The following is a 23005-nucleotide window of genomic DNA, read 5'->3' as shown; positions in this document are numbered from 1 at the left end:
TTAAGGAGCGAATAATGCCTAAACGTACGGATATTAAAAGCATCTTAATTATTGGTGCTGGTCCTATTGTCATTGGTCAAGCCTGTGAGTTTGACTATTCAGGTGCGCAAGCTTGTAAAGCATTACGCGAAGAAGGCTATCGCGTTATTTTGGTAAACTCTAACCCAGCAACCATTATGACTGATCCTTCAATGGCGGATGCAACCTATATTGAGCCAATTACTTGGCAAACTGTTGCACAAATCATTGAAAAAGAACGTCCAGATGCAGTTCTTCCAACGATGGGCGGACAAACTGCATTGAACTGTGCCCTTGCCTTAGATGAACATGGCGTTCTTGAAAAATATAATGTTGAATTAATCGGTGCATCAAAAGAAGCAATTGAAAAAGCTGAAGACCGTAAACTGTTTGACATTGCAATGCGTAAAATCGGCTTAGAATGTCCACGTGCGGATGTTGCTGAAAGCATGGAACATGCATTAGAAATTCAGTCACGTTTTGGCTTCCCTGTCATCATTCGCCCATCGTTTACAATGGGTGGTTCTGGTGGCGGTATTGCGTATAACAAAGAAGAATTTATCGAAATCTGTGAGCGCGGTTTTGACCTTTCGCCGACCAAACAATTATTGATTGATGAATCATTAATTGGTTGGAAAGAATACGAAATGGAAGTTGTTCGTGACAAAAACGACAACTGTATTATCGTATGTGCAATTGAAAACTTTGACCCGATGGGCGTACATACAGGTGACTCAATCACAGTTGCCCCTGCTCAGACTTTGACTGACAAAGAATATCAATTGATGCGTAATGCCTCTGTTGCGGTTCTTCGTGAGATTGGTGTAGAAACAGGTGGTTCGAACGTTCAATTCGGTATTAACCCGAAAGACGGTCGTATGGTTGTGATCGAGATGAACCCGCGAGTTTCTCGTTCATCTGCACTTGCCTCTAAGGCGACAGGTTTCCCAATTGCAAAAATCGCTGCTAAACTTGCGGTTGGTTATACCCTTGATGAGTTGAAAAACGACATCACTGGTGGTGTAACTCCAGCAAGCTTTGAACCAGCAATTGACTATGTTGTCACCAAAATTCCACGCTTTAACTTTGAAAAATTCCCACAAGCTGAGCCTGTATTAACAACTCAGATGAAATCTGTGGGCGAAGTGATGGCGATTGGTCGTAACTTCCAAGAATCTGTTCAAAAAGCACTTCGTGGTCTTGAAGTTGGTGTTAGTGGCTTTGATGAAAAAATCGAAGTTGGTACAGCAAATGCGAAAGACGTCATCTTAAAAGAGCTTAAAGTTCCAGGCCCTGAGCGTATCTGGTACGTAGCGGATGCATTCCGTCATGGTTTCTCATTAGATGAAGTGTTTGAAGCAACGAAGATTGACCGTTGGTTCTTGATCCAAATTGAAGATATCGTTAAAACTGAAGCTCAAGTAAAAACTTTAGGTTTTGGTGATTTAAACGCTGACAATATCCGTTCATTCAAACGTAAAGGTTTATCTGACCTTCGTATTGCTGACTTAATGGGTATTTCACAAAAGCAATTCCGTAAACAACGTTGGAACTTGGGTGTATATCCAGTTTATAAACGTGTTGATACCTGTGCTGCCGAATTCGAATCTGGCACAGCATACATGTATTCAACTTATGATGAAGAATGTGAAGCAAATCCATCAAGCCGTGACAAAATCATGGTCATCGGTGGTGGTCCGAACCGTATCGGTCAAGGAATCGAGTTTGACTACTGCTGTGTACACGCTGCCCTCGCAATGCGTGAAGACGGTTACGAAACCATCATGGTAAACTGTAACCCTGAAACAGTTTCTACAGATTATGATACATCTGACCGTTTATACTTCGAACCAGTAACACTTGAAGATGTACTGGAGATCGTACGTACCGAAAAACCGAAAGGCGTAATCGTACAGTACGGCGGTCAAACTCCTTTGAAATTGGCACGAGCTTTAGAAGAAGCAGGTACGCCAATCATCGGTACATCTCCTGATGCGATTGACCGTGCAGAAGACCGTGAACGTTTCCAACAAATGATTCAACGTCTACAACTTCGTCAACCAAACAACAGCATTGTAAAATCTGCTGAAGAAGGTATCTCAGAAGCTGCTAAAGTTGGTTATCCACTTGTTGTTCGTCCATCTTATGTATTAGGTGGTCGCGCGATGGAAATCGTATATAACGAAGAAGAACTAAAACGTTATCTTCGTGAAGCAGTACAAGCGTCTAATGAAGCGCCTGTTCTGCTAGACCGTTTCCTCGATGATGCAACTGAAGTTGATGTAGACTGCGTATCTGACGGTAAAGATGTTGTGATTGGCGGTATCATGCAACACATTGAACAAGCTGGTATTCACTCAGGTGACTCAGCATGTTCAATTCCTCCTTACTCTCTTTCACAAGAAGTTCAGGATGAAATGCGTCGTCAAACTGTTGCGATGGCGAAAGAACTTGGCGTTGTTGGTTTGATGAACGTTCAGTTTGCAGTGAAAGGTAACGACATTTATGTACTTGAAGTGAATCCACGTGCATCACGTACGGTTCCTTTCGTATCTAAGTGTATCGGTGAATCTTTAGCGAAAGTTGCTGCCCGTTGTATGGCTGGTCAATCTTTGGAATCTCAAGGATTCACTAAAGAGATCATCCCGACTCACTTTGCGGTAAAAGAAGCGGTATTCCCGTTTGCTAAATTCCAAGGTGTTGACCCAATGCTTGGACCTGAGATGAAATCTACAGGCGAAGTCATGGGTGTAGGTGAAACTTTTGGCGAAGCATTCTACAAAGCTGTGCTTGGTTCAAATGAACGCTTACCAGGTTTGCCAACTGAGGGCGAAGTGAAATATGCATTCTTATCTGTTCGTGAGTCAGATAAGAAATATATTGCGAACATCGCTCAGCAGCTAATTGCTTATGGTTTCAAGCTTGTAGCAACTAATGGTACCTACCAAGTTCTGCAAGAAGCTGGTTTGGAATGCGAAGCTGTGAACAAAGTCACAGAAGGTCGCCCACATATTGTTGACCGCTTGAAAAATGGTGAAATTCATCTTATTGTCAACACAACTGAAGGCAAACAAGCTCAATATGATTCGGCTATGATTCGTCGTGCTGCTCTCCAAGGCAAAGTGTATTACACCACGACCATCAACGGTGCAGAAGCAGTTTGCCAAGCATTTGCTGTGAAATTGCCAATGGATGTATACCGCTTGCAAGATTTACAAACTGTAGGTTAATTCTCTACCGATAAAGTCCCGTCACCTTATCGGTGGCGGGCTTTTTCTTTTTTTAATCCTGTATTTTCCCAACCAATTTAGAGGGGACCAGAATGCAACGTTATCCTATGACTCCCGAAGGCAAGGTTGCCTTAGAGAAAGAATTACAACAGCTAAAAACAGTCGATCGCCCACGTATTACGCAGGCTATTGCTGAGGCACGTGAGCATGGTGACCTCAAAGAAAATGCTGAATATCATGCAGCTCGTGAGCAACAAGGTTTTTGCGAAGGCCGTATTCAAGATATCGAAGGCAAACTCGGTGCTTGCCAAGTAATCGATGTTAAAGATCTTGAGAAAAATGGTCGTGTTGTATTCGGCGTCACGGTAACAATTGAAAATCTTGATACCGAAGAACGTAAAACCTATAAAATCGTCGGTGATGACGAAGCAGATTTTAAAATCAATAAAATCTCAGTGAACTCACCAATCGCTCGCGGTTTATTAGGGAAAAGCGAAGGCGATGAAGCCAAAATTCAAACACCACAAGGTGAGGTTGAATATGAAATCGTGAGCGTGGAATATCTCTAATCCAGCGATAGACTCATTCACAAAAGAACTCTTCATTGGTTGAAGAGTTCTTTTGTTTCAGGCATCTTGTTTATAAATAGAATAAAAATGAGAGATAGCAATGCAAGATCGGCTGATAAGTGCATTGATCTACACCTTTGCAGGAGTTATTCTTGGTATTGGTGTTGCCATCACATGGGCATTTCACGTTAATCCCGCTACCAGTTCTATACTTATTATTGTAAATACAGCCTTGCTCTGTGCTGTTCTCGGTTTTGTATTTCCCAATCAAATTCAACGTCTGTTTAGTTGGCTATGGAAATTTTTCTCCAATTAGCATTCTCTCCTACTTTAAAAGCTATAATGATCCAAGCTTTCATTTAATATTTTATCTCAGTCATGGATCCATTAATCAACTCTCCTGTTAAACACTGGTGTGAGTTCGAGTTTATTTCTAAAACAGTGAAAAACCCCAATATCCATATCAAAGGCAATTATTCCTATTATTCTGCTTACTGGGATCAAGGCTTTGAACGCTGTGTAGTGCGTTACTTACATGACAAAGCCTCTACAGTTGAAAAGCCAATTGATCAACTTCATATCGGCAATTTTGTCTGTTTTGGTGCTGAATGCGTGATTATGATGGGTGGCAATCAGTTACACCGTCCAGACTGGATCTCAACCTTCCCTTTTGATACACGTAGCTTTCTACCTGCGGGCGATACTGTAATTGCAGATGGTTGTTGGATTGGTAGCCGAGCCATGATCATGCAAGGGGTTAAATTGGGTGAAGGTGCTATAGTTGCAACAGGTGCCATTGTCACTCAAAACGTCCCTCCCTACACCATTGTCGGTGGTGTTCCAGCCAAAGTAATCAAATCTCGTTTCACAGAAACTGAAATTGAAAAACTCCTTTCACTTAAACTCTATGAGCGAGATGAAAAACAAATTTTAAAAATGCGTGAGCAATTGCAAACCAATAATATTGATTCACTGTTAGATTTTTTTGAAAAAAATTCATTTTAACTTATGTAAGTCACTGATAAACAAAACTCTATTTTTTGAAGAAAATTCATTTATTTTTAGTCGTAAAGATTATTTCGCCTATAACACGAAATAAACACTATCCCTATAAATTTACTAGGTTTTATTTCATAAAAAATAAGTTTAATATGGAAATAAGATAATATTTTAAACAAAATTTTTATAAGCCAATTCAATAGAACATCGTAAAAACAAGGAGTAACAAATATGAGCTATCAAAAAATCTTAGTCGCTATCGATGACTCAGAAACTGCGGATAAAGTCATTCGTGAAGCAGCTCAACTAGCAAAAGCTTTAGACAGTCAAATCACGGTAGTTGGGGTGGTCACTCTAGATCCTTACTTAGCTGATACTTATATCCGCTTTGGACAAAGCAATGAACTTATTGAGCGTGTGAAAGGCTATGTACAGGACAATCTAGACAAAGCAGAACAAAAGTTTGAAAATTTAGGTTTGAGTGTTGCATCTCAAACACTTGAGGGCCTTTCAGTACACCAAGAAATCATTAAAGCTGCACAAAATCTTGGAAGTGATTTAATTATTATGGGCTCTCATGGTCGTACAGGATTTAAACAATTTGTTCTAGGAAGCGTTGCACAGAAAGTTTTGGCAGAAAGCCAACTCCCCGTGCTTATAGTTCGTTAATTACTTTTTAAGTTTAGCGATTAATAACTCAAAAGCATGGTAACTACCATGCTTTTTATTCCAATAAAACAACTTAATTCATTTGAAATTCAAAACTTATGCGTAACGTTATGTATAAGCATTGCAAATAAATAGTAAATTCCCTTCAATCTATTCAATATACATTGAGACTATTTTTATCAAATGGTCCAACCAAAAATTTTAAAATCAACCTTTCCATTCTCGAAGTAAACGCCCTCTGCTTCTAATAAACACTGCTGAACATTTTCCCCTTTATCATTGATTCTATTAACACTGATTCGTCCTTGTGCATTTATGACACGATACCAAGGCACTTTACTTTCTTGATCCAAATGTTTTAGCACAAATCCAACTAGCCGTGCATGTTTAGGTAAACCTGCTAATTTTGCAATCTGACCATAACTTGCCACTTTTCCATAAGGAATGAGATCAATAACCTCAAGGATTTGGCGATGTAACTCTTGTTCATTCAACGTGATAAAACCTCAAAAAATTGCTATTATGAGCAAAAAATCACACAAACCAATTCAATATTAAAATATTAGAGATCTGGAAATGGCATATAAGAAAATTACGACACTATTCATGATCAGCCTAGTCTGTGTAGCATGCAGTACTAAAGAAAAAAGTTATGTTGAGTTAGAAAAACATCCGATCAAATTACACAAAGAAGAAGAAAGTACCCTACCAGTCGTTTATGTAAGTTTTGTTTATACAACCAATACACCTAAAGCACGCGAGTACGACAACCGAAATCAAATGCTGAAAGAGATTAATATCCTAAACCAATACTTTGTGGATGAAAATAATCAAAAAATCTTTCGGTTCAAGCCTTACCGTTATTTTTCTTATGAAAACTTTAACAAACGTAACTGTGATTTAGCTTATCAGCTTAATCAACCTCGAAAAATAATTACTGAAAATATTCCTGCTGCTGTAAAACATTGCTTTCCAGAGCGTAGATCGAAAGAAGTTTTCTTCATTATATACGACTCATATAGTGACAGATTAAAATTTAGGGATGTCACCAGTTGGGGATTCCGTAACACAGGCCAACCATTTATTTTAATTGACTGGCAGAGATTAAATTATAATATTCAAGCAGCAACGCCACATGAAATGGGTCATGCTTTTGGCTTAAAGCATGTCTGTGCACCAGGTGCAAAATTAAAAGATTCAACCAATATCATGACCAGCGCTGATTGTAAGCTCGGCAGTGGTGGTCAACGTAATATCGGATTTAATCGTGAACAACTCTCGACGATAATGGATTATTATCATCGAGCTAAATAGTATTTTGCTTGGAATATAAATTATAGGCTTCATCCTCGACAAACCAATCAATATTTTTTTGGACTGAAATGGCTTCTTTGTCAAAAAAGTTTCTCAACTTATATAAATTGATGCCATGAGAAGCCTTTAACACCAATAAACAACCATCAGAAATATAATCATTTATAGATCCTATAAACTGGTCAACATTTAAAAAAGATTGCATCGCATCACTTTTTTCACATTGAGAAAAAATCTCACCAATGAGAATAATTTTACTAAATTGATTCAATAATTGGTTTTCTAGAATGCTCTGATGTAACTTTACACTATCCATTCCTAACTCTAGCATATCACCTAAGATTAGAATTTTTTCTTGAACCTCTCTAATTTCAATTGATTCCAATAATGATTGAATAGAGATAGGTGAAGAATTATATGCATCATCGATGAGTTCAAAAGTTAAATTTTCTTTATAACCTATTCGACTACGATCAAAGCGCCTAGGTAAAGGTCTGTAAAAACTAGATAAAGCATTAAACTTAATAAAATTAATACCAAAATTATTTAGTACAGCGAACACATATACTGCATTTATTAAATCAGCAATATTCCCTTGAGGAATTTTTAATTTTACTAGTTCACCATGAAAACTCACATCTACAGTTGAATTTCTTTTACCTAAATTATTTCTCAATATGCTTATATCCGCCCCATCCCCAATACTAATAACATGTATATCCTCCCTAATGACATATTTTAAATTTCTAAGCATATTCAATGTATTATAAGAAATAATTAACTTCCCTTTTAAGCGTAATGCTCCAATTATACTTGCCTTTTCAAAAATAAGATCCTCTATTGTCGGGTATTTTCCTTGATGGCTGAAATTTATATCTAATAGAACAGATATAGTAGGCGAAACAACTTTTATAGGAGTTGATAAGGTTCCTAGACCTGAAGCTCCTGTTTCCAATACAACATATTTGGTTTTTTGGTTAATATTACATAAAGCACAATATATCCCCAACCAAGCATTTTCATTACCTACCGTATAAATAACATGAGCATTCATAGATAAAATCATTGAAAGCATATTCTTTATTGAGCTTTTTCCTACACTTCCAGTTATAGCAACAACTTCACCATCAAAAACACTTCTTTTATACTGTGCTAATTTTAATAATATTTTTTTAACAGAAGGAACATAAATAATTTTACTCCCGTCTAATTCTATTTTTTTATATTTTTCCTCACTAGTTATAACGAAAGCCCCCTTCTTTAAAGCCTTATCAATAAATAATAAACTTTCCTCCCCTACTCTCCAATGAAAATACAAATCATTAGTAGATAAATTATCGACATGAATACTGAATTTAGATATTTTATTATTATAGTATTTTTTATCTAGCTTGAATGAACTCTTAGAGATTTCTAAAATATCTAATAATGTTAAATCCAACATTAGAAATTCACCTTTAAATAGTAACCATAGTCATTTTTATCAACTTCAATTTCACATTGAACTCTATCCAGTAATAACTTAGATGCTCGATCAAAATCTTCTCTACTTACAACATATGGCTGCCAAAATGTTTTCAAATTATTAGTAAAAATTGGATAAAGCTTTAACATTTGTTGTTCCATATCCAATCGGACAATACAGCCATAAGGTAATGCTCCGTGTTTATCATATTCGCCATTACTATTGAACACACCATTCCCGATACTATAAATAATCGGCTTACCATCTATATATTCGATAGGTTGAATAGTATGTGGGCCGTGCCCAATCACCATATCAGCACCACAGGAAACAAGTATTTTTGCAATTCGTTTTTGTTCATCCTGAATTGACTTAAAATCCACTCCCCAATGGCTTATCACCATAATCTTATGGTGTGGATAATTTTTTTTATATGTTTTAACCTGCTCAAGAAGAATACCATTAGTACAAGCTACGCCATCACGATGTCCTAACGCATAGAAATCAAACTTGTTGTAAGCCGCATCTCTATGCCAGTAACCATTAAAAATCGCAAGTTTGTTACCTTTCCAATCAATTTCAAAATACTCATGTGCTTGATTTTGATTACGACCAGCACCTATATACGCGATCGACTTCTTGTCAAATTGGTCTAAAGTAAACTCTAGACTTTCACTTCCATAATCTTTTAAATGATTATTTGCGAGTACGACATGATTGATGTTCCTATGTAAAAACTCATTTAAAGTTTTGTCTGCATCAGCACCCAAAATGAAAGGTTTAATTTTTTCTAAAGGCGACTGCTGACTATCATTAGCAATAAAAACAGCTTCAAAATTTGCAATATTGATATCATCTTTACCAAAGAAAGATGCTATTTTCTCAAAAGAATGCGTATATCCATATTTTTGTAATGCATCAATCACCCCTCTCCTCTTCCTAATTTTTGTATAAGATTCACCAAAATAAGTATCTCCTAAAATGTTTATATATTGGCTTTTAGCATGTATTTTTTTAGGGATTGGAAGCGCATTAAAAGTTTGATGATATGGCAAAACATGCTCAATCTTAGCGGCCTCACCATCGGTGTAATGAATACTTATTTTTTTCTTTTGTTGTTGACTAAAACCAATATAGACTCGCCGATTTCGATCGCCAATGAATAAAAAACCATCTAAACCTATATTAGATGCTACCGACGTAATCGGTCTTAAGATAGCGCCTTTAAAATAGGTAATATCAACAAAAAATTGCTTTCTAAAATAAGCAGGTAACTCAAATATTTTTTTACTCACTTTAAAAATGTCTAAAAAAGTTTTTTCTTGAGTCTTATCTCTTACATTTCTACCTGTAATATTCAAAATCTGACTTTGATCTATACCAAGAAGTTCAGCTTCTTTCTTTATTTCTTTTAATGCTTCTGCAGTTGTCCGATATAGCAGTTCAGCTAGAGCTAAAATACAATCAGGCTTTTGAGTCAAAATAACATATTGTAGTATTTGGATGAAATAATAACGTTCTCCTAGGAATAAACCTAAAGCATTATTCCTTTTTGCTTCTCGATCTACATTCTCAGTCACTCTATAAACAGAGTTTAACTGTACCTCTTCTAACGCATATTTTTTTAAAGCTAAATAAATTAGGATTAATGGGCCAATTCCATATTCAGTCTTGGTTTGCCATATCTGTTCATTGAAATTGACGTGAGATAAATGTGCAGTAACATATTTATGTATACTTTTGTCTATGTGACTATTCTCTGGTAAAGCGATCAAATTAGGGATCGTCGCAATCGTCGAATTTCGTCTCGATCCCTTAACCAGAACTACATCATCTTTATGTAGAATATTTCTGATTTTTAGAGCACATTGCTTTGCATCGGTAAAATGCCCCAAATTTCGATCATTTGGCAAAAGTTGATTCAAATATAGGGTGTCTTTTCCAAAGGTGGCGATTAATTCAAACTCATTTTCTAATATCGGCTTAAGCAGGCTTTCATGAACTTCTTTAGACTTATTTTCTAAATTTATGATATCTCCGACTACTAATATTTTTCTATTTTCCTTATATCTACCATGGCAATATTTAAATGCATTCACCATTGATAGATATTCTGCATTATAAGTATCATCTATTAAATAGGCATTCTTATCATATACAGATAACAGTTCTAATGTTGATTCCTTATTACTGATAGAATTAAATAAATGTAAAACTTTAGTTATATCAAGACCTAGTGCATGTATTGCTGCCAAAGTCGCAACCATATTACTTAAAGTGCCATCATCAACATAATGATCCAATGAAACATGATAGTTATTATTTTTTATAAAAATTAAAAAACCATCTTCTACTCGTTGATACTTAACATCAGCAGTTGAATGCTTTCCATAGCTTAAAACATTATGACTATATCGATGTACGTAGGCTAAGAGTTGATCATAATTCTTTATATCTCGATTTAAAATTACTTGACCATCTACACTTAGACCATTTGCAATTCGGCTTTTAAAATCTGCAGTTTGATTTTCATCATATCCCTTTTGACCGACTCCTATTTCAGTAATAATTGCAATATCAGGACGTATTAATTGACTAATCCCCCCATCTTTCATCCAGAGTGCTGACATTGCTGTTTCTAGAATTAAGTAATTGGGCTCAACCATCGCATTGGATAACGTCAACTTTACCCCTGTACGAGAATTATGATTTCCATAAGTTGCATAGGTTGACCCATAGTTTTGCAAGAGTAAATTAAGATAGTTTTTAGTGCTCGTTTTTCCAACTGTTCCTGTAATCGCAATTGTTTTACTCTTAATATTTTCTCTCATATATTCAGCACATTGATGAATGAACTGATAAGAATCCTCTACGATATATTGTGGCAGATGTGAAGGTAAGTCTGGTATAGGTCGCTGTACAACAACTCCTTTTACCTGATCATGAAACGTATGTAAAAGATCATGTGTATCCTCCCATTTTGCATATACACCTGTATTACCAGTCCCTTTTAACCATGTCTCCTTGTCCATCGCTACAAATAATGTTTCATCTTTTTTACAATTCAACTTATTTTCAGAAATATGCTGAACAAACCAGTCTTCTTTAGGCTCGATATACCATTTTCCAGGCATTATTTCTTTGATATTGTTCTTATTTATAATCATTGTTTCACCATTTAGAAATAATTCACGTATGCCACATATCCAGATAAATTATGTTCTTGATCATCTATTCGTGTTCTAAAACGGTCATGTCGTACATAAAAAGCATTTAATATCTTATCTGGCCTTGCCATATACATTGCAACTTCTGGATAAAAGAAGCCACTTCTTTGAAACTCACTTCTGATTTCAATCAATTCTTTTAATTTGTCAAATTCAGCTTTGGCATAAAGATCATCATAACCTTGTTCTTTTAATCGATTTACCATTTTATATGCAGACATTAACATTTCTAAAAATGTTGCATATGCTGTCTTTCTATTTTTAATAAAGTTCATATGTTTTAAATAGTTGTTTAAGCCGAACTGAAAATATTGCTCTTCAGGACAAATTTTCGTGAGTTCATTGGTACAATAACTTAACCAATGATCATGATATTTTTCATATTTTTTCTCAATAAAATGCTCAAACATACGTTTTACTGTTATTAGGAGCTTTTCATCATGATTAATTTGATAAAGTCTTAGCAATGCTAATGCTGCTTCTCCATCATAGTACACGATGCGGAATTTTTCTTTGACGTCTAAACTTGGATAATGCAAGACATGTGTTGTTTCACCCTTGTCATCAACCATTTCCATAATCCCATTTGCAATCGCTTCAGCATATTCTAAATAGCGGTCATCTTGGGTAAGTTCTTGATATTTTGTAAGCATGAGAATAGCCGCAGCGTTTGATCCTAGCTTAATTTCTGGGTCTTTTTCTCCATCTATCATAAATGCAGTATTACTTTGTTTTTCTTTATAAAAAGTATCAATAGCATACTGAATTGCACTATAAACCTTTGGCCAATAGGCTTGTTTTTCTTTAACTTCAAAACTTTCGATTAATGCATATACCGATGTGCAATGGCGAACCGTATTGTAGCTTTTTAATTCACGGTCAAATGCTGGAAAATAACCATAAATGAATCGCCCATCTTCTTGGATTTGTTGCGCTAAAAACTCCGCATTTTTTTCAATCAAATGCTCTAAATGTTCTTTTTTATCGTCTATAAGTTTCCTAACACCATTTTGACAACCACCACTTTGCAATTCGATAAATTGATTACCTTCATATATTGCGCCATGTGTCTCAAAAGTCCATACAAATTGAAGTTGATCTAAAATTATATTTTTTTGAATATTAGGATATTTTTTCTTAATCGCATTATTTAAATTTTTCTCATCAAAAAAGTTAGGCTGATCATATCGCAAGCCTCTTATTACTGCTCGCCCATAAATTTCTTGCTCAAGAAATGCAATATTAAAATTTTCATCTAAACTAATACCTTTGCGGTAATGATTATTATGTACTTGATTTATAACTTGATAAACAACACTTGGCCATGCCTGTTGTTCAATTTGATAAGCAATATCTATTTTTATAAAGTTAAGCTGAGTTTTATTTTTTTCAAAAATTTTATCAACAAAGCTAAATAACCTTTTCTTAATCAAATGTACATTTTTATCAGCATTATTCCATACATTGCATCTCTGATCTTTTGTTCCATAAGATAAAAAAATGCAAAACACGTTTTCATTTATTTTTTTATCTTCAATTTCTTTATCTATCCAACTCTCTAATTTCTTTTTAAAGTCTAATAATTCATTATAAATTTGAACGCCCATATCTTCCACTTTATTGATTATAAACATTATCCTGTCTCAAAATATAGCATAGAACTTTTGTTTGAATATATGAATTTACTTATTTAAATAAAAAAAAGAGAGCTCGAAAGCACTGCTGTCCCATAGTTTTGTTTAAATAAAAAACCTGAGTCCAAAATAGTTAAAATATAAGTGCGAACAAACACTTTAACTACAAGGACTCAGGTTTTGTCACATCAGAATACCGTATTTCATCAATTACTTAAACCTATTTCACGATGTGATTTTGAACGTCTTGCCAAGCAGCATCATTGTGGACAAAAATTAAGATCAGCCACACGCTGGGATCAGTTTATTGCCATATTGATGTCCCAGCTGTCCTGTCGGCAAAGCTTAAGAGATATTCAATCCAATCTCGAATCACAGCAGGAAAAGCTCTATCACCTCGGTGCTAAGACTATTGCACGAAGCACCTTGGCAAGAATCAATCAAGAACAACCTGCCAGCCTATATCAGCAATTATTTACTCAGTTACTTCGGCATTGTGAAAACACAAAGATTGCACATAAATTTCGATTTAAGAATCCGCTGTATTCACTTGATGCAAGCCACATTGATCTTTCACTGTCCTTATGCGAATGGGCAAAAGTACATGAATCCAAAGCGAGCATTAAACTGACAGTTGGATTAAATCACAGCAATACGATTCCTGAATTTGTTGCACTCGGAGATGGTATTGAAAATGATATGGTGCAAGGCAGATTACTCAAATTTCCACCTGGAAGTATCGTAGTTTTTGACAAGGGGTATGTTGATTATCAGTGGTTTGCAGAGATGACTGACCGAAAAGTCAGCTTTGTGACACGGCTAAGACCGAAGACGGTTTATGAAGTAAAGTCAAAACGTGAAGTATACGCTTGCAAAGGAATTCTTGCGGATGAATATATTGAGTTGAGCAGTGATTATGCTAAAAAGCGTGGTGCACCGAAGCGATTAAGACGAATAGAATTTTATGATGTTGAAAAGAAAAGGACATTTGAATTTCTAAGTAACAACTTTCATCTAGCTGCATCGACTATTGCAGCAATTTACAAAGATCGTTGGAAAGTAGAATTATTTTTCAAAGCGATTAAACAGAATTTAAAATTGAAATCATTTCTAGGTCGAAGCCGAAATGCCATACAAACTCAAATATGGATTGCATTAATTGCCTATTTATTAGTGAGTTTTGCAAAACATATGGCTCATGAGGGATGGACTGTCCAGAGATTATTAAGAATTATTCAGGTCAATTTATTTGAAAGAAAACTTCTAAAGGCATTATTTTTACCCGATAAGAAGTGGCGAAAACAAGAAGAACCTCAATTGAGGTTCTTCTTGGAATAATTGTGGGACAGCAGTGGCTCGAAAGCCCTCTTTTTTTATCAATCTAGATTAGAACAACAATTGGTTGTTTTGTAATAGCTCTTCTAAAGAAGTATCTACATTTTTCAGTGTAAGAAGTTCTGTAGAACTATGTACTCCAGCACCACCATCACGATCAATGCTAATGATTGTATCTGTACCATCAAAGTCTACGCTTACATAAGCACTCAGAGAAGCAGCACTACCATCTCCTGCGTAGCCTACTAACAGATCACTAATGTCGATCTTATCGGCTTCGCTATCTATAGCTGTATCTCCGACATGGAAGTTGAACCATGTGTCATGACCATTTCCACCAGTACCATTTACAGCATTTAACAGATCAAAGATTAGGGTATCTGAGCCACCATTTGCAGTATTGATCGTATCATTACCTGCACCAGCATAGATCAGATCATCTCCAGCACTGTCAGTAATAATATCATTACCTGTACTGCCTTGGATCGTGTAGCCGACATTGATATTCAAGGTCGCAGTTATAGTATCACCATTCAAATGAGTTACTGTATAAGTGAAGCTCTCACTACCACCTCCAGTCGTCGATGATGGTGTATAACTGTAGTCACCATTTGCACTAATCACCAGATTACCATGTAGGCCTTGGATGATCGTGCCATATGAGACATCAATTACATTACCATTTGCATCTGTTACTTGAAGTTGAGTGAATGTAGAGCCAGTTGCATCATTTCCGAAGATATTACCTTCTGCTTCAATCGTATTCGATACCACATATTGATCAAGATAAGTAACATTTACATCTGTATTGATACCAACTAGCGCCGCCAATCCACCTAATAATGGTTGTTGTAAGGTTGTTTGAATACGGTATGTTCCAGCTGCTAGATCTAAAGTAGATAGGTCTAGTGATGCCAATGTACCAAGCAATGAGATAATTCCTGAGTAACTATCATTCGCTACAGTTGTCCAAACCCCGCCTACATTCATTTGTAGATTTAAATTAAGGTTTACTGTTCCAGCAGTTGCCAAAGAGTTAACCGTAATCAATCCATACGCATCCATATTGGAACCTAATGTGAATGTGCCTGAAGTGTAAGTTTGAGTCGTTGCTAAAATACCTAGCAATGACGCTGAGGCATTGAAGTAATCCTCATCCACTTCATTCACCATCACTAGTGATGATGTATCAACATCATCTGTTGCGACAAATGTGAATGTTGCAGGCTCTGATGGATCAGCAGGATTCCATGTCATATCTACAACGCTACTGTCAAGATGGAAGTACAGCGTCGCTGTCGCAGCATTTGGTCCACCGATAGGATCAGACAAGGTATAAGTGAACTGATCCACTTGACCTAAACCTGTTACATCACTATATGGTGTGTAGGTATAACTACCATTTGGATGAATTACTAAAGTACCATAGGTACCTTCTATAGTCGTTCCACCAGCAGCTACTGCTACGCCATTGACACTGCTTACAGTGGTAAATGGTGTCGTAACATCGGCATTACCATCAATACCAGCATCAGTAATCACATTACCAGACGCTGCAACGACTTCATAACCGCCAATTTGCGATTGATCATAAAGATCCATAGTTGCTGACAAGGTGCCTAACAAACCAACACCAAGTAATCCATCAAAGGCCATGAAGGCGCGATATTGACCTTCTTCAAGTCCATCAACCGTAATAGTTGATCCACCGAACAATGCCAAGCTTAACAGATCAGCTTGACCTGGGCCACTCGCTGCAACCCATTGTCCTGTTGCTTCATCGAATTTTTGAAGGACAAGTACATAGTCAGCTAATGCATCTGCACTAATTAATGCACTGTAGTTAAACGTCATATCACCTGTATGACCTTCATCAACAGTGAAGTTAATGCCTGCAGAGCCAAGCTGTAGATCTAATCCTCCTAAAGATGCAAGTAGCAAGTAAGTATGGCTACCCGCTGGAACATCATCTCCAACAAGCAATGCTTGTGGGTTGATCTCAGCAACATTTAGATCATCACTTGCAACAATATCTACTGTTGCAGGTTGTGATGGGTCCGCTGGGTTCCATGTCATATCTACTGCATTACTATCAATATGGAAGTACAGAGTTGCACTTGCTGCATTAGCTCCACCAATAGGATCTGACAGGGTATACGTGAACTGATCCACTTGGCCTAAACCTGCATCACCACTAAATGGTGTGTAGGTATAACTACCATCTGGATTAATCACCAAGGTACCGTAAGTACCATCTATGGTTGTTCCACCAGCAGCTACTGCTACGCCATTGACACTGCTTACAGTGGTAAATGGTGTCGTAACATCGGCATTACCATCAATACCAGCATCAGTAATCACATTACCAGACGCTGCAACGACTTCATAACCGCCAATTTGCGATTGATCATAAAGATCCATAGTTGCTGACAAGGTGCCTAACAAACCAACACCAAGTAATCCATCAAAGGCCATGAAGGCGCGATATTGACCTTCTTCAAGTCCATCAACCGTAATAGTTGATCCACCGAACAATGCCAAGCTTAACAGATCAGCTTGACCTGGGCCACTCGCTGCAACCCATTGTCCTGTTGCTTCATCGAATTTTTGAAGGACAAGTACATAGTCAGCTAATGCATCTGCACTAATTAATGCACTGTAGTTAAACGTCATATCACCTGTATGACCTTCATCAACAGTGAAGTTAATGCCTGCAGAGCCAAGCTGTAGATCTAATCCTCCTAAAGATGCAAGTAGCAAGTAAGTATGGCTACCCGCTGGAACATCATCTCCAACAAGCAATGCTTGTGGGTTGATCTCAGCAACATTTAGATCATCACTTGCAACAATATCTACTGTTGCAGGTTGTGATGGGTCCGCTGGGTTCCATGTCATATCGACATCATCACTATCAATATGCAGATATAGCGTTGCATTTGCACTTTGACCAGTTACAGGATCAAATAAGGTATAAACAAATGGATCCACTTGACCTAAACCAGCATCACCACTAAATGGTGTGTAGGTATAACTGCCATCTGGATTAATCACCAAGGTACCGTAAGTACCATCTATGGTTGTTCCACCTTCTACAACCGCTACACCATTTACCATACTGACAACGGTGGTATCTGTAATAACATCAACCTCACCATCAATACCAGCATCAGTAATGACGTTACCTTCAGCGGCTATAACTTCATAACCACCAATTTGCGATTGATCGTAAAGATCTGCGGTTCCTGATAAAGTACCTAGTAATCCTACGCCAAGTAATCCATCAAAGGCCATGAAGGCACGGTATTGACCAGCCTCAAGTCCATCAACCGTTACTGTAGTACCACCGAACAATGACAAGCTCAATAGATCAGCTTGACCTGGACCAGTCACTGCAGTCCATTGTCCTGTTTCTTCATCAAATTTTTGAAGAACAAGTACATAGTCAGCCAACGCATCCGCACTAATCAGTGCACTATAGTTGAACGTCATATCTCCTGTATGACCTTCATCAATGTTGAAGCCAATGCCTGCCGAGCCGAGCTGTAGATCAAGCCCTGCTAGAGAAGCGAGTAACAAGTAAGTATGACTACCCACTGAAACATCATCACCAACTTGCAACGGTAGAGCATTAACAAACGCATCATCAACATTATCGAATGCAATTAAAGGTGGGGTTGTATCCACAATCGCTGTGGTTGGATCAGAGCTGTTGCCTGCTTCGTCTGTTGCAACCGCAGTTACTTCATCGCCATCTTCTAGACCTGGGTTTGGAACGCTCCAGTTGCCATCTTCGTCAACAACCGCTTCTGCTGTGCTGCCGTCTGGGAAGGTCACTGTCACTGTTGTGCCTGGTTCTGCTGTACCGGTGATCGGATCAGTGCCATTCACTGGGTCAATCACTGGTGCATCTGGCGCTACCGTGTCAATGGTAATCGTTCCTGTCGTACTGCCAACGTTGCCTGCTGGGTCTGTTGCAGTGACCGTCACTTCGTGATCGCCATCTGCAAGTTCTGCCACAACATCATCCGCAAGTGTCCAAGTGCCATCGCCATTGTTGACTGCTTCGTAATCCTCACCATCAATGGTCACAACCACTGTCGCTTCTGGATCATCCACTGTACCTGTCAAGGCCGGTGTATTGTCATTGGTCACCACTTCATCCAGTGTCACCACTGGTGCTGTGCCATCCACAATCGCTGTAGTCGGATCAGAGCTGTTGCCTGCTTCGTCTGTTGCAACCGCAGTTACTTCATCGCCATCTTCTAGGCCTGGGTTTGGAACGCTCCAGTTGCCATCTTCGTCAACAACCGCTTCTGCTGTGCTGCCGTCTGGGAAGGTCACTGTCACTGTCGTTCCTGGTTCTGCTGTACCGGTGATCGGATCAGTGCCATTCACTGGGTCAATCACTGGTGCATCTGGCGCTACCGTGTCAATGGTAATCGTTCCTGTCGTACTGCCAACGTTGCCTGCTGGGTCTGTTGCAGTGACCGTCACTTCGTGATCGCCATCTGCAAGTTCTGCCACAACATCATCCGCAAGTGTCCAAGTGCCATCGCCATTGTTGACTGCTTCGTAATCCTCACCATCAATGGTCACAACCACTGTCGCTTCTGGATCATCCACTGTACCTGTCAATGCCGGTGTATTGTCATTGGTCACCACTTCATCCAGTGTCACCACTGGTGCTGTGCCATCCACAATCGCTGTAGTCGGATCAGAGCTGTTGCCTGCTTCGTCTGTTGCAACCGCAGTGACTTCATCGCCATCTTCTAGGCCTGGGTTTGGAACGCTCCAGTTGCCATCTTCGTCAACAACCGCTTCTGCTGTGCTGCCGTCTGGGAAGGTCACTGTCACTGTCGTTCCTGGTTCTGCTGTACCGGTGATCGGATCAGTGCCATTCACTGGGTCAATCACTGGTGCATCTGGCGCTACCGTGTCAATGGTAATCGTTCCTGTCGTACTGCCAACGTTGCCTGCTGGGTCTGTTGCAGTGACCGTCACTTCGTGATCGCCATCTGCAAGTTCTGCCACAACATCATCCGCAAGTGTCCAAGTGCCATCGCCATTGTTGACTGCTTCGTAATCCTCACCATCAATGGTCACAACCACTGTCGCTTCTGGATCATCCACTGTACCTGTCAAGGCCGGTGTATTGTCATTGGTCACCACTTCATCCAGTGTCACCACTGGTGCTGTGCCATCCACAATCGCTGTGGTTGGATCAGAGCTGTTGCCTGCTTCGTCTGTTGCAACCGCAGTGACTTCATCGCCATCTTCTAGGCCTGGGTTTGGAACGCTCCAGTTGCCATCTTCGTCAACAACCGCTTCTGCTGTGCTGCCGTCTGGGAAGGTCACTGTCACTGTCGTGCCTGGTTCTGCTGTACCGGTGATCGGATCAGTGCCATTCACTGGGTCAATCACTGGTGCATCTGGCGCTACCGTGTCAACAGTTATACTAATATTAGCCGAATCAGTATCACCCCAAACATCTGATGCTTCTGCTGTAATATTTACTAAACTATCAACACCTGCAATTGTGGCAACGATATAACCATTATCGAGGTCAGCTTGTGTAACAACATAGTCACTACCATTTACGCTAACCACCAACCCTTCATAAGCACCGTCACCTAAGCCTACATGAACAGTAAAGTTACCATCTATATCTAACTCATCAGCAGTAATGAAACCATTACCATCAACATCACCTACAACTTCAATCTCAGTAATCAAGTCTTGAGGGGCAATCGTAATAACAAGAGAGCTCGTATCCGTAACACCATCGTTATTAGTCGCTGTTGCTTCAATATTAATTACACCACTACCAGTTGTAGTAATCGTAGTAGCAATATAGCCATTTGCAATATCATCAGCAGTGACAATATGAGTAGAAAGTTCGCCATCTACATTAAGCTCAACTTCCATTCCCTCATAAGCATCAGCACCAAGTCCAATATGAACTTCAAGGTCAGCACCACCATTTAACTCACTACCCGTAATGATGTTGTCACCATCAACGTCTGCAACAATCGTGATCTCAGCTAACAAATCCGCATCAGCATCGGCATCAGCATCAGCATCAGCATCAGCATCGGCATCAGCGTCGGCATCAGCGTCGGCATCGGCATCAGCATCGGCATCTGCATCAGCGTCGGCATCCGCATCAGCGTCGGCATCGGCATCGGCATCGGCATCAGCATCCGCATCAGCATCAGCATCGGCATCAGCGTCGGCATCCGCATCAGCATCTGCGTCGGCATCCGCATCAGCATCAGCATCGGCGTCGGCATCAGCATCGGCGTCGGCATCGGCATCGGCATCGGCATCGGCGTCAGCATCAGCATCAGCATCAGCGTCGGCATCAGCATCGGCGTCGGCATCCGCATCCGCGTCGGCATCCGCATCAGCATCCGCATCGGCATCCGCATCTGCGTCGGCATCCGCATCAGCATCGGCGTCAGCATCGGCGTCAGCATCAGCATCAGCATCAGCATCAGCATCAGCATCGGCATCCGCATCAGCGTCGGCATCCGCATCAGCATCCGCATCGGCATCCGCGTCGGCATCTGCATCTGCATCCGCATCGGCATCCGCATCGGCATCGGCATCCGCATCAGCGTCGGCATCCGCATCGGCATCCGCATCGGCATCCGCGTCGGCATCAGCATCCGCATCGGCGTCGGCATCGGCGTCCGCGTCAGCATCAGCATCCGCATCGGCATCCGCATCGGCATCCGCATCGGCATCCGCATCAGCGTCGGCATCCGCATCGGCATCAGCATCAGCATCAGCATCGGCATCAGCATCCGCATCGGCGTCGGCATCGGCGTCCGCGTCAGCATCAGCATCAGCATCAGCATCCGCATCGGCATCAGCATCGGCATCCGCATCGGCATCCGCATCAGCGTCGGCATCCGCATCGGCATCAGCATCAGCATCAGCATCAGCATCGGCATCCGCGTCGGCATCGGCATCCGCATCAGCATCCGCGTCGGCATCCGCATCCGCATCGGCATCGGCATCGGCATCGGCATCGGCATCCGCATCAGCGTCGGCATCCGCATCAGCATCGGCATCCGCATCCGCATCGGCATCCGCATCGGCATCCGCATCGGCATCCGCGTCGGCATCAGCATCCGCATCGGCGTCGGCATCGGCGTCAGCATCAGCATCAGCATCAGCATCAGCATCAGCATCAGCATCAGCATCAGCATCGGCATCAGCATCTGCATCAGCATCCGCATCGGCATCCGCATCAGCGTCGGCATCCGCATCAGCGTCGGCATCCGCGTCGGCATCCGCATCCGCATCGGCATCCGCATCAGCGTCGGCATCAGCATCGGCATCAGCATCTGCATCAGCATCAGCATCGGCATCGGCATCGGCGTCGGCGTCGGCATCCGCGTCGGCATCGGCATCCGCATCTGCATCCGCGTCGGCATCCGCATCAGCATCCGCATCAGCGTCGGCATCAGCATCAGCATCCGCGTCGGCGTCGGCATCCGCATCAGCATCCGCATCTGCATCCGCGTCGGCATCCGCATCAGCGTCGGCATCCGCATCAGCGTCGGCATCCGCATCAGCGTCAGCGTCAGCGTCAGCGTCAGCGTCAGCGTCAGCGTCAGCATCCGAGTCACTCTCATCATTACGGTTTTTACTACCACCGCCACTCGCAGCAGCAATAATTCCACCCGCTACGAGTGGAACACCCCATAACCAAGGGCTTATGCCACCATCGTGATATAATAATGGTGTTATAGAATCAATAGGTTGGAAAATGGCATCCGAAACAGGTGCCTGAACTACAGGAGGGATTGCAACAGGAGTTTCTTCTAAATAAACAGCTGCTTCCATATCGGGTTCAATGTCAGCATCGGCATCAGCATCTGAATCAGCGTCCGCATCTGAATCACTTTCAGAATCTTTAAATCTTGCCCAGATCAGCTTTCCGTCCTGTCCTTGGAAAACTAAACTATTGTCGAGGTTTTGGTTATTATCATTCGCAAAGAAGTTCTGAATGACAATTTGCTCTCCATTTTTTAGAAAAACAACCGCATTAGTTCCATCTCTTTTAACTTGTGCGACATCCTCAATAGGCACTTTTATGAGCACAACGGCTGGTTGAGAAGAGGATAATGCTGTAGTGCTATCCGTGGTATTTAAAAGCGTTTTATGGCTTTCCTTGGAAATTATTTGTATTTCAGACATGACCTTGTTCCTCAATTATAATTCGTTAGTTTTCAACTGTTTATTGATTAAAGTAGTAAGCTTTCGCGTATTATTTCTGTTTTGATTAGGTACAGTTATCAGCTCTACTCTAAACCAATTGAGATAAATGTTAAATAGCCCACAAAAAATTCTATTAATGCATGATAGAACAAAATAAATATAAATTTCCAAGCATTTATTTTTTAATATTTTTTTATTTTAGGGTTTATTTTTAGTTACATTTATGCATCAATCCATATTAAAAGTGTTTTAAATTTTATTTAATAATTTAACATTCAAGTGATTTTTTCATTCTTATTTTTAACAAGTGGTCAAT

The 23005-nt window shown here is 40.0% G+C and carries 12 protein-coding genes; 7 read left to right on the top strand and 5 right to left on the bottom strand.

What is annotated here, in order from left to right:
* The first annotated feature begins 14 nt into the window (after positions 1-14).
* The 5 genes from carB (at position 15) to AAC851_RS13155 (ending at position 5485) form a co-directional block, all read left to right on the top strand.
* Positions 15-3248, top strand: coding sequence for a carbamoyl-phosphate synthase large subunit (gene carB, locus AAC851_RS13175; protein WP_125502876.1), 3234 nt, complete (start codon positions 15-17; stop codon positions 3246-3248).
* A 92-nt stretch (positions 3249-3340) separates the two neighbouring features.
* Entirely contained in the window at positions 3341-3817 is a 477-nt protein-coding gene (gene greA / locus AAC851_RS13170; RefSeq protein WP_004640296.1) for a transcription elongation factor GreA, read from the top strand.
* A 100-nt stretch (positions 3818-3917) separates the two neighbouring features.
* A complete protein-coding gene (locus tag AAC851_RS13165; protein WP_004640299.1) occupies positions 3918-4133 on the top strand; it encodes a hypothetical protein in 216 nt (71 codons plus the stop codon).
* Positions 4134-4195: 62 nt separating this feature from the next.
* Positions 4196-4822: a CatB-related O-acetyltransferase gene (locus AAC851_RS13160; RefSeq protein WP_340600939.1), complete on the top strand. Its 627-nt coding sequence runs from the start codon at positions 4196-4198 to the stop codon at positions 4820-4822.
* Positions 4823-5047: 225 nt separating this feature from the next.
* The gene (locus AAC851_RS13155) at positions 5048-5485 is read left to right on the top strand and encodes a universal stress protein (RefSeq protein WP_004640302.1); all 438 of its coding nucleotides are present in this window, start codon (positions 5048-5050) and stop codon (positions 5483-5485) included.
* A 179-nt stretch (positions 5486-5664) separates the two neighbouring features.
* On the opposite strand, the gene AAC851_RS13150 is transcribed toward AAC851_RS13155, so the two are convergent.
* Positions 5665-5979: an MGMT family protein gene (locus AAC851_RS13150; protein ID WP_005084354.1), complete on the bottom strand. Its 315-nt coding sequence runs from the start codon at positions 5977-5979 to the stop codon at positions 5665-5667.
* An 82-nt stretch (positions 5980-6061) separates the two neighbouring features.
* Here AAC851_RS13150 and AAC851_RS13145 point away from each other — a divergent pair, with 82 nt between their 5' ends.
* A complete protein-coding gene (locus AAC851_RS13145; RefSeq protein WP_125502880.1) occupies positions 6062-6799 on the top strand; it encodes a metalloprotease in 738 nt (245 codons plus the stop codon).
* Here the strand turns inward: AAC851_RS13145 and AAC851_RS13140 are convergent.
* From AAC851_RS13140 to AAC851_RS13130, 3 genes are read right to left on the bottom strand one after another with little or no spacing between them, the layout of a single operon-like run.
* Positions 6792-8243 carry a Mur ligase family protein gene (locus tag AAC851_RS13140; protein ID WP_125502882.1) on the bottom strand — a complete coding sequence of 484 codons (1452 nt, stop codon included), beginning with the start codon at positions 8241-8243 and terminating at the stop codon, positions 6792-6794. The genes AAC851_RS13145 and AAC851_RS13140 overlap by 8 nt on opposite strands.
* Entirely contained in the window at positions 8243-11431 is a 3189-nt protein-coding gene (locus AAC851_RS13135) for a CapA family protein (protein WP_125502884.1), read from the bottom strand. The genes AAC851_RS13140 and AAC851_RS13135 overlap by 1 nt, the downstream gene beginning before the upstream one ends.
* Before the next feature lie 11 nt (positions 11432-11442).
* The gene (locus tag AAC851_RS13130; protein WP_340600938.1) at positions 11443-13098 is read right to left on the bottom strand and encodes a poly alpha-glucosyltransferase; all 1656 of its coding nucleotides are present in this window, start codon (positions 13096-13098) and stop codon (positions 11443-11445) included.
* Positions 13099-13305: 207 nt separating this feature from the next.
* On the opposite strand from AAC851_RS13130, the gene AAC851_RS13125 reads away from it, so the two are divergent.
* Complete coding sequence (locus AAC851_RS13125; protein ID WP_008942576.1) at positions 13306-14463, top strand: IS4 family transposase; 1158 nt, start codon at positions 13306-13308, stop codon at positions 14461-14463.
* 48 nt (positions 14464-14511) lie between these two features.
* Here the strand turns inward: AAC851_RS13125 and AAC851_RS13120 are convergent, their stop codons facing one another.
* Positions 14512-22668, bottom strand: coding sequence for a BapA/Bap/LapF family large adhesin (locus AAC851_RS13120; RefSeq protein ID WP_340600937.1), 8157 nt, complete (start codon positions 22666-22668; stop codon positions 14512-14514).
* Positions 22669-23005: the final 337 nt, after the last annotated feature.

The organism is Acinetobacter sp. HZNU-JH01, assembly GCF_037996845.1.
GTDB classification, from domain to species: domain Bacteria; phylum Pseudomonadota; class Gammaproteobacteria; order Pseudomonadales; family Moraxellaceae; genus Acinetobacter; species Acinetobacter haemolyticus.
The sequence above is the reverse complement of the archived record's forward strand: the minus strand, read 5'-3'. Positions and strand labels throughout refer to the sequence as shown.

Coding starts and splice junctions, on each gene's coding strand:
- carB (WP_125502876.1), top strand. CDS start 15: ATGCCTAAACGTACGGATATTAAAAGCATCTTAATTATTGGTGCTGGT.
- greA (WP_004640296.1), top strand. CDS start 3,341: ATGCAACGTTATCCTATGACTCCCGAAGGCAAGGTTGCCTTAGAGAAA.
- AAC851_RS13165 (WP_004640299.1), top strand. CDS start 3,918: ATGCAAGATCGGCTGATAAGTGCATTGATCTACACCTTTGCAGGAGTT.
- AAC851_RS13160 (WP_340600939.1), top strand. CDS start 4,196: ATGGATCCATTAATCAACTCTCCTGTTAAACACTGGTGTGAGTTCGAG.
- AAC851_RS13155 (WP_004640302.1), top strand. CDS start 5,048: ATGAGCTATCAAAAAATCTTAGTCGCTATCGATGACTCAGAAACTGCG.
- AAC851_RS13145 (WP_125502880.1), top strand. CDS start 6,062: ATGGCATATAAGAAAATTACGACACTATTCATGATCAGCCTAGTCTGT.
- AAC851_RS13140 (WP_125502882.1), bottom strand. CDS start 8,243: ATGTTGGATTTAACATTATTAGATATTTTAGAAATCTCTAAGAGTTCA.
- AAC851_RS13135 (WP_125502884.1), bottom strand. CDS start 11,431: ATGATTATAAATAAGAACAATATCAAAGAAATAATGCCTGGAAAATGG.
- AAC851_RS13130 (WP_340600938.1), bottom strand. CDS start 13,098: ATGGGCGTTCAAATTTATAATGAATTATTAGACTTTAAAAAGAAATTA.
- AAC851_RS13120 (WP_340600937.1), bottom strand. CDS start 22,668: ATGTCTGAAATACAAATAATTTCCAAGGAAAGCCATAAAACGCTTTTA.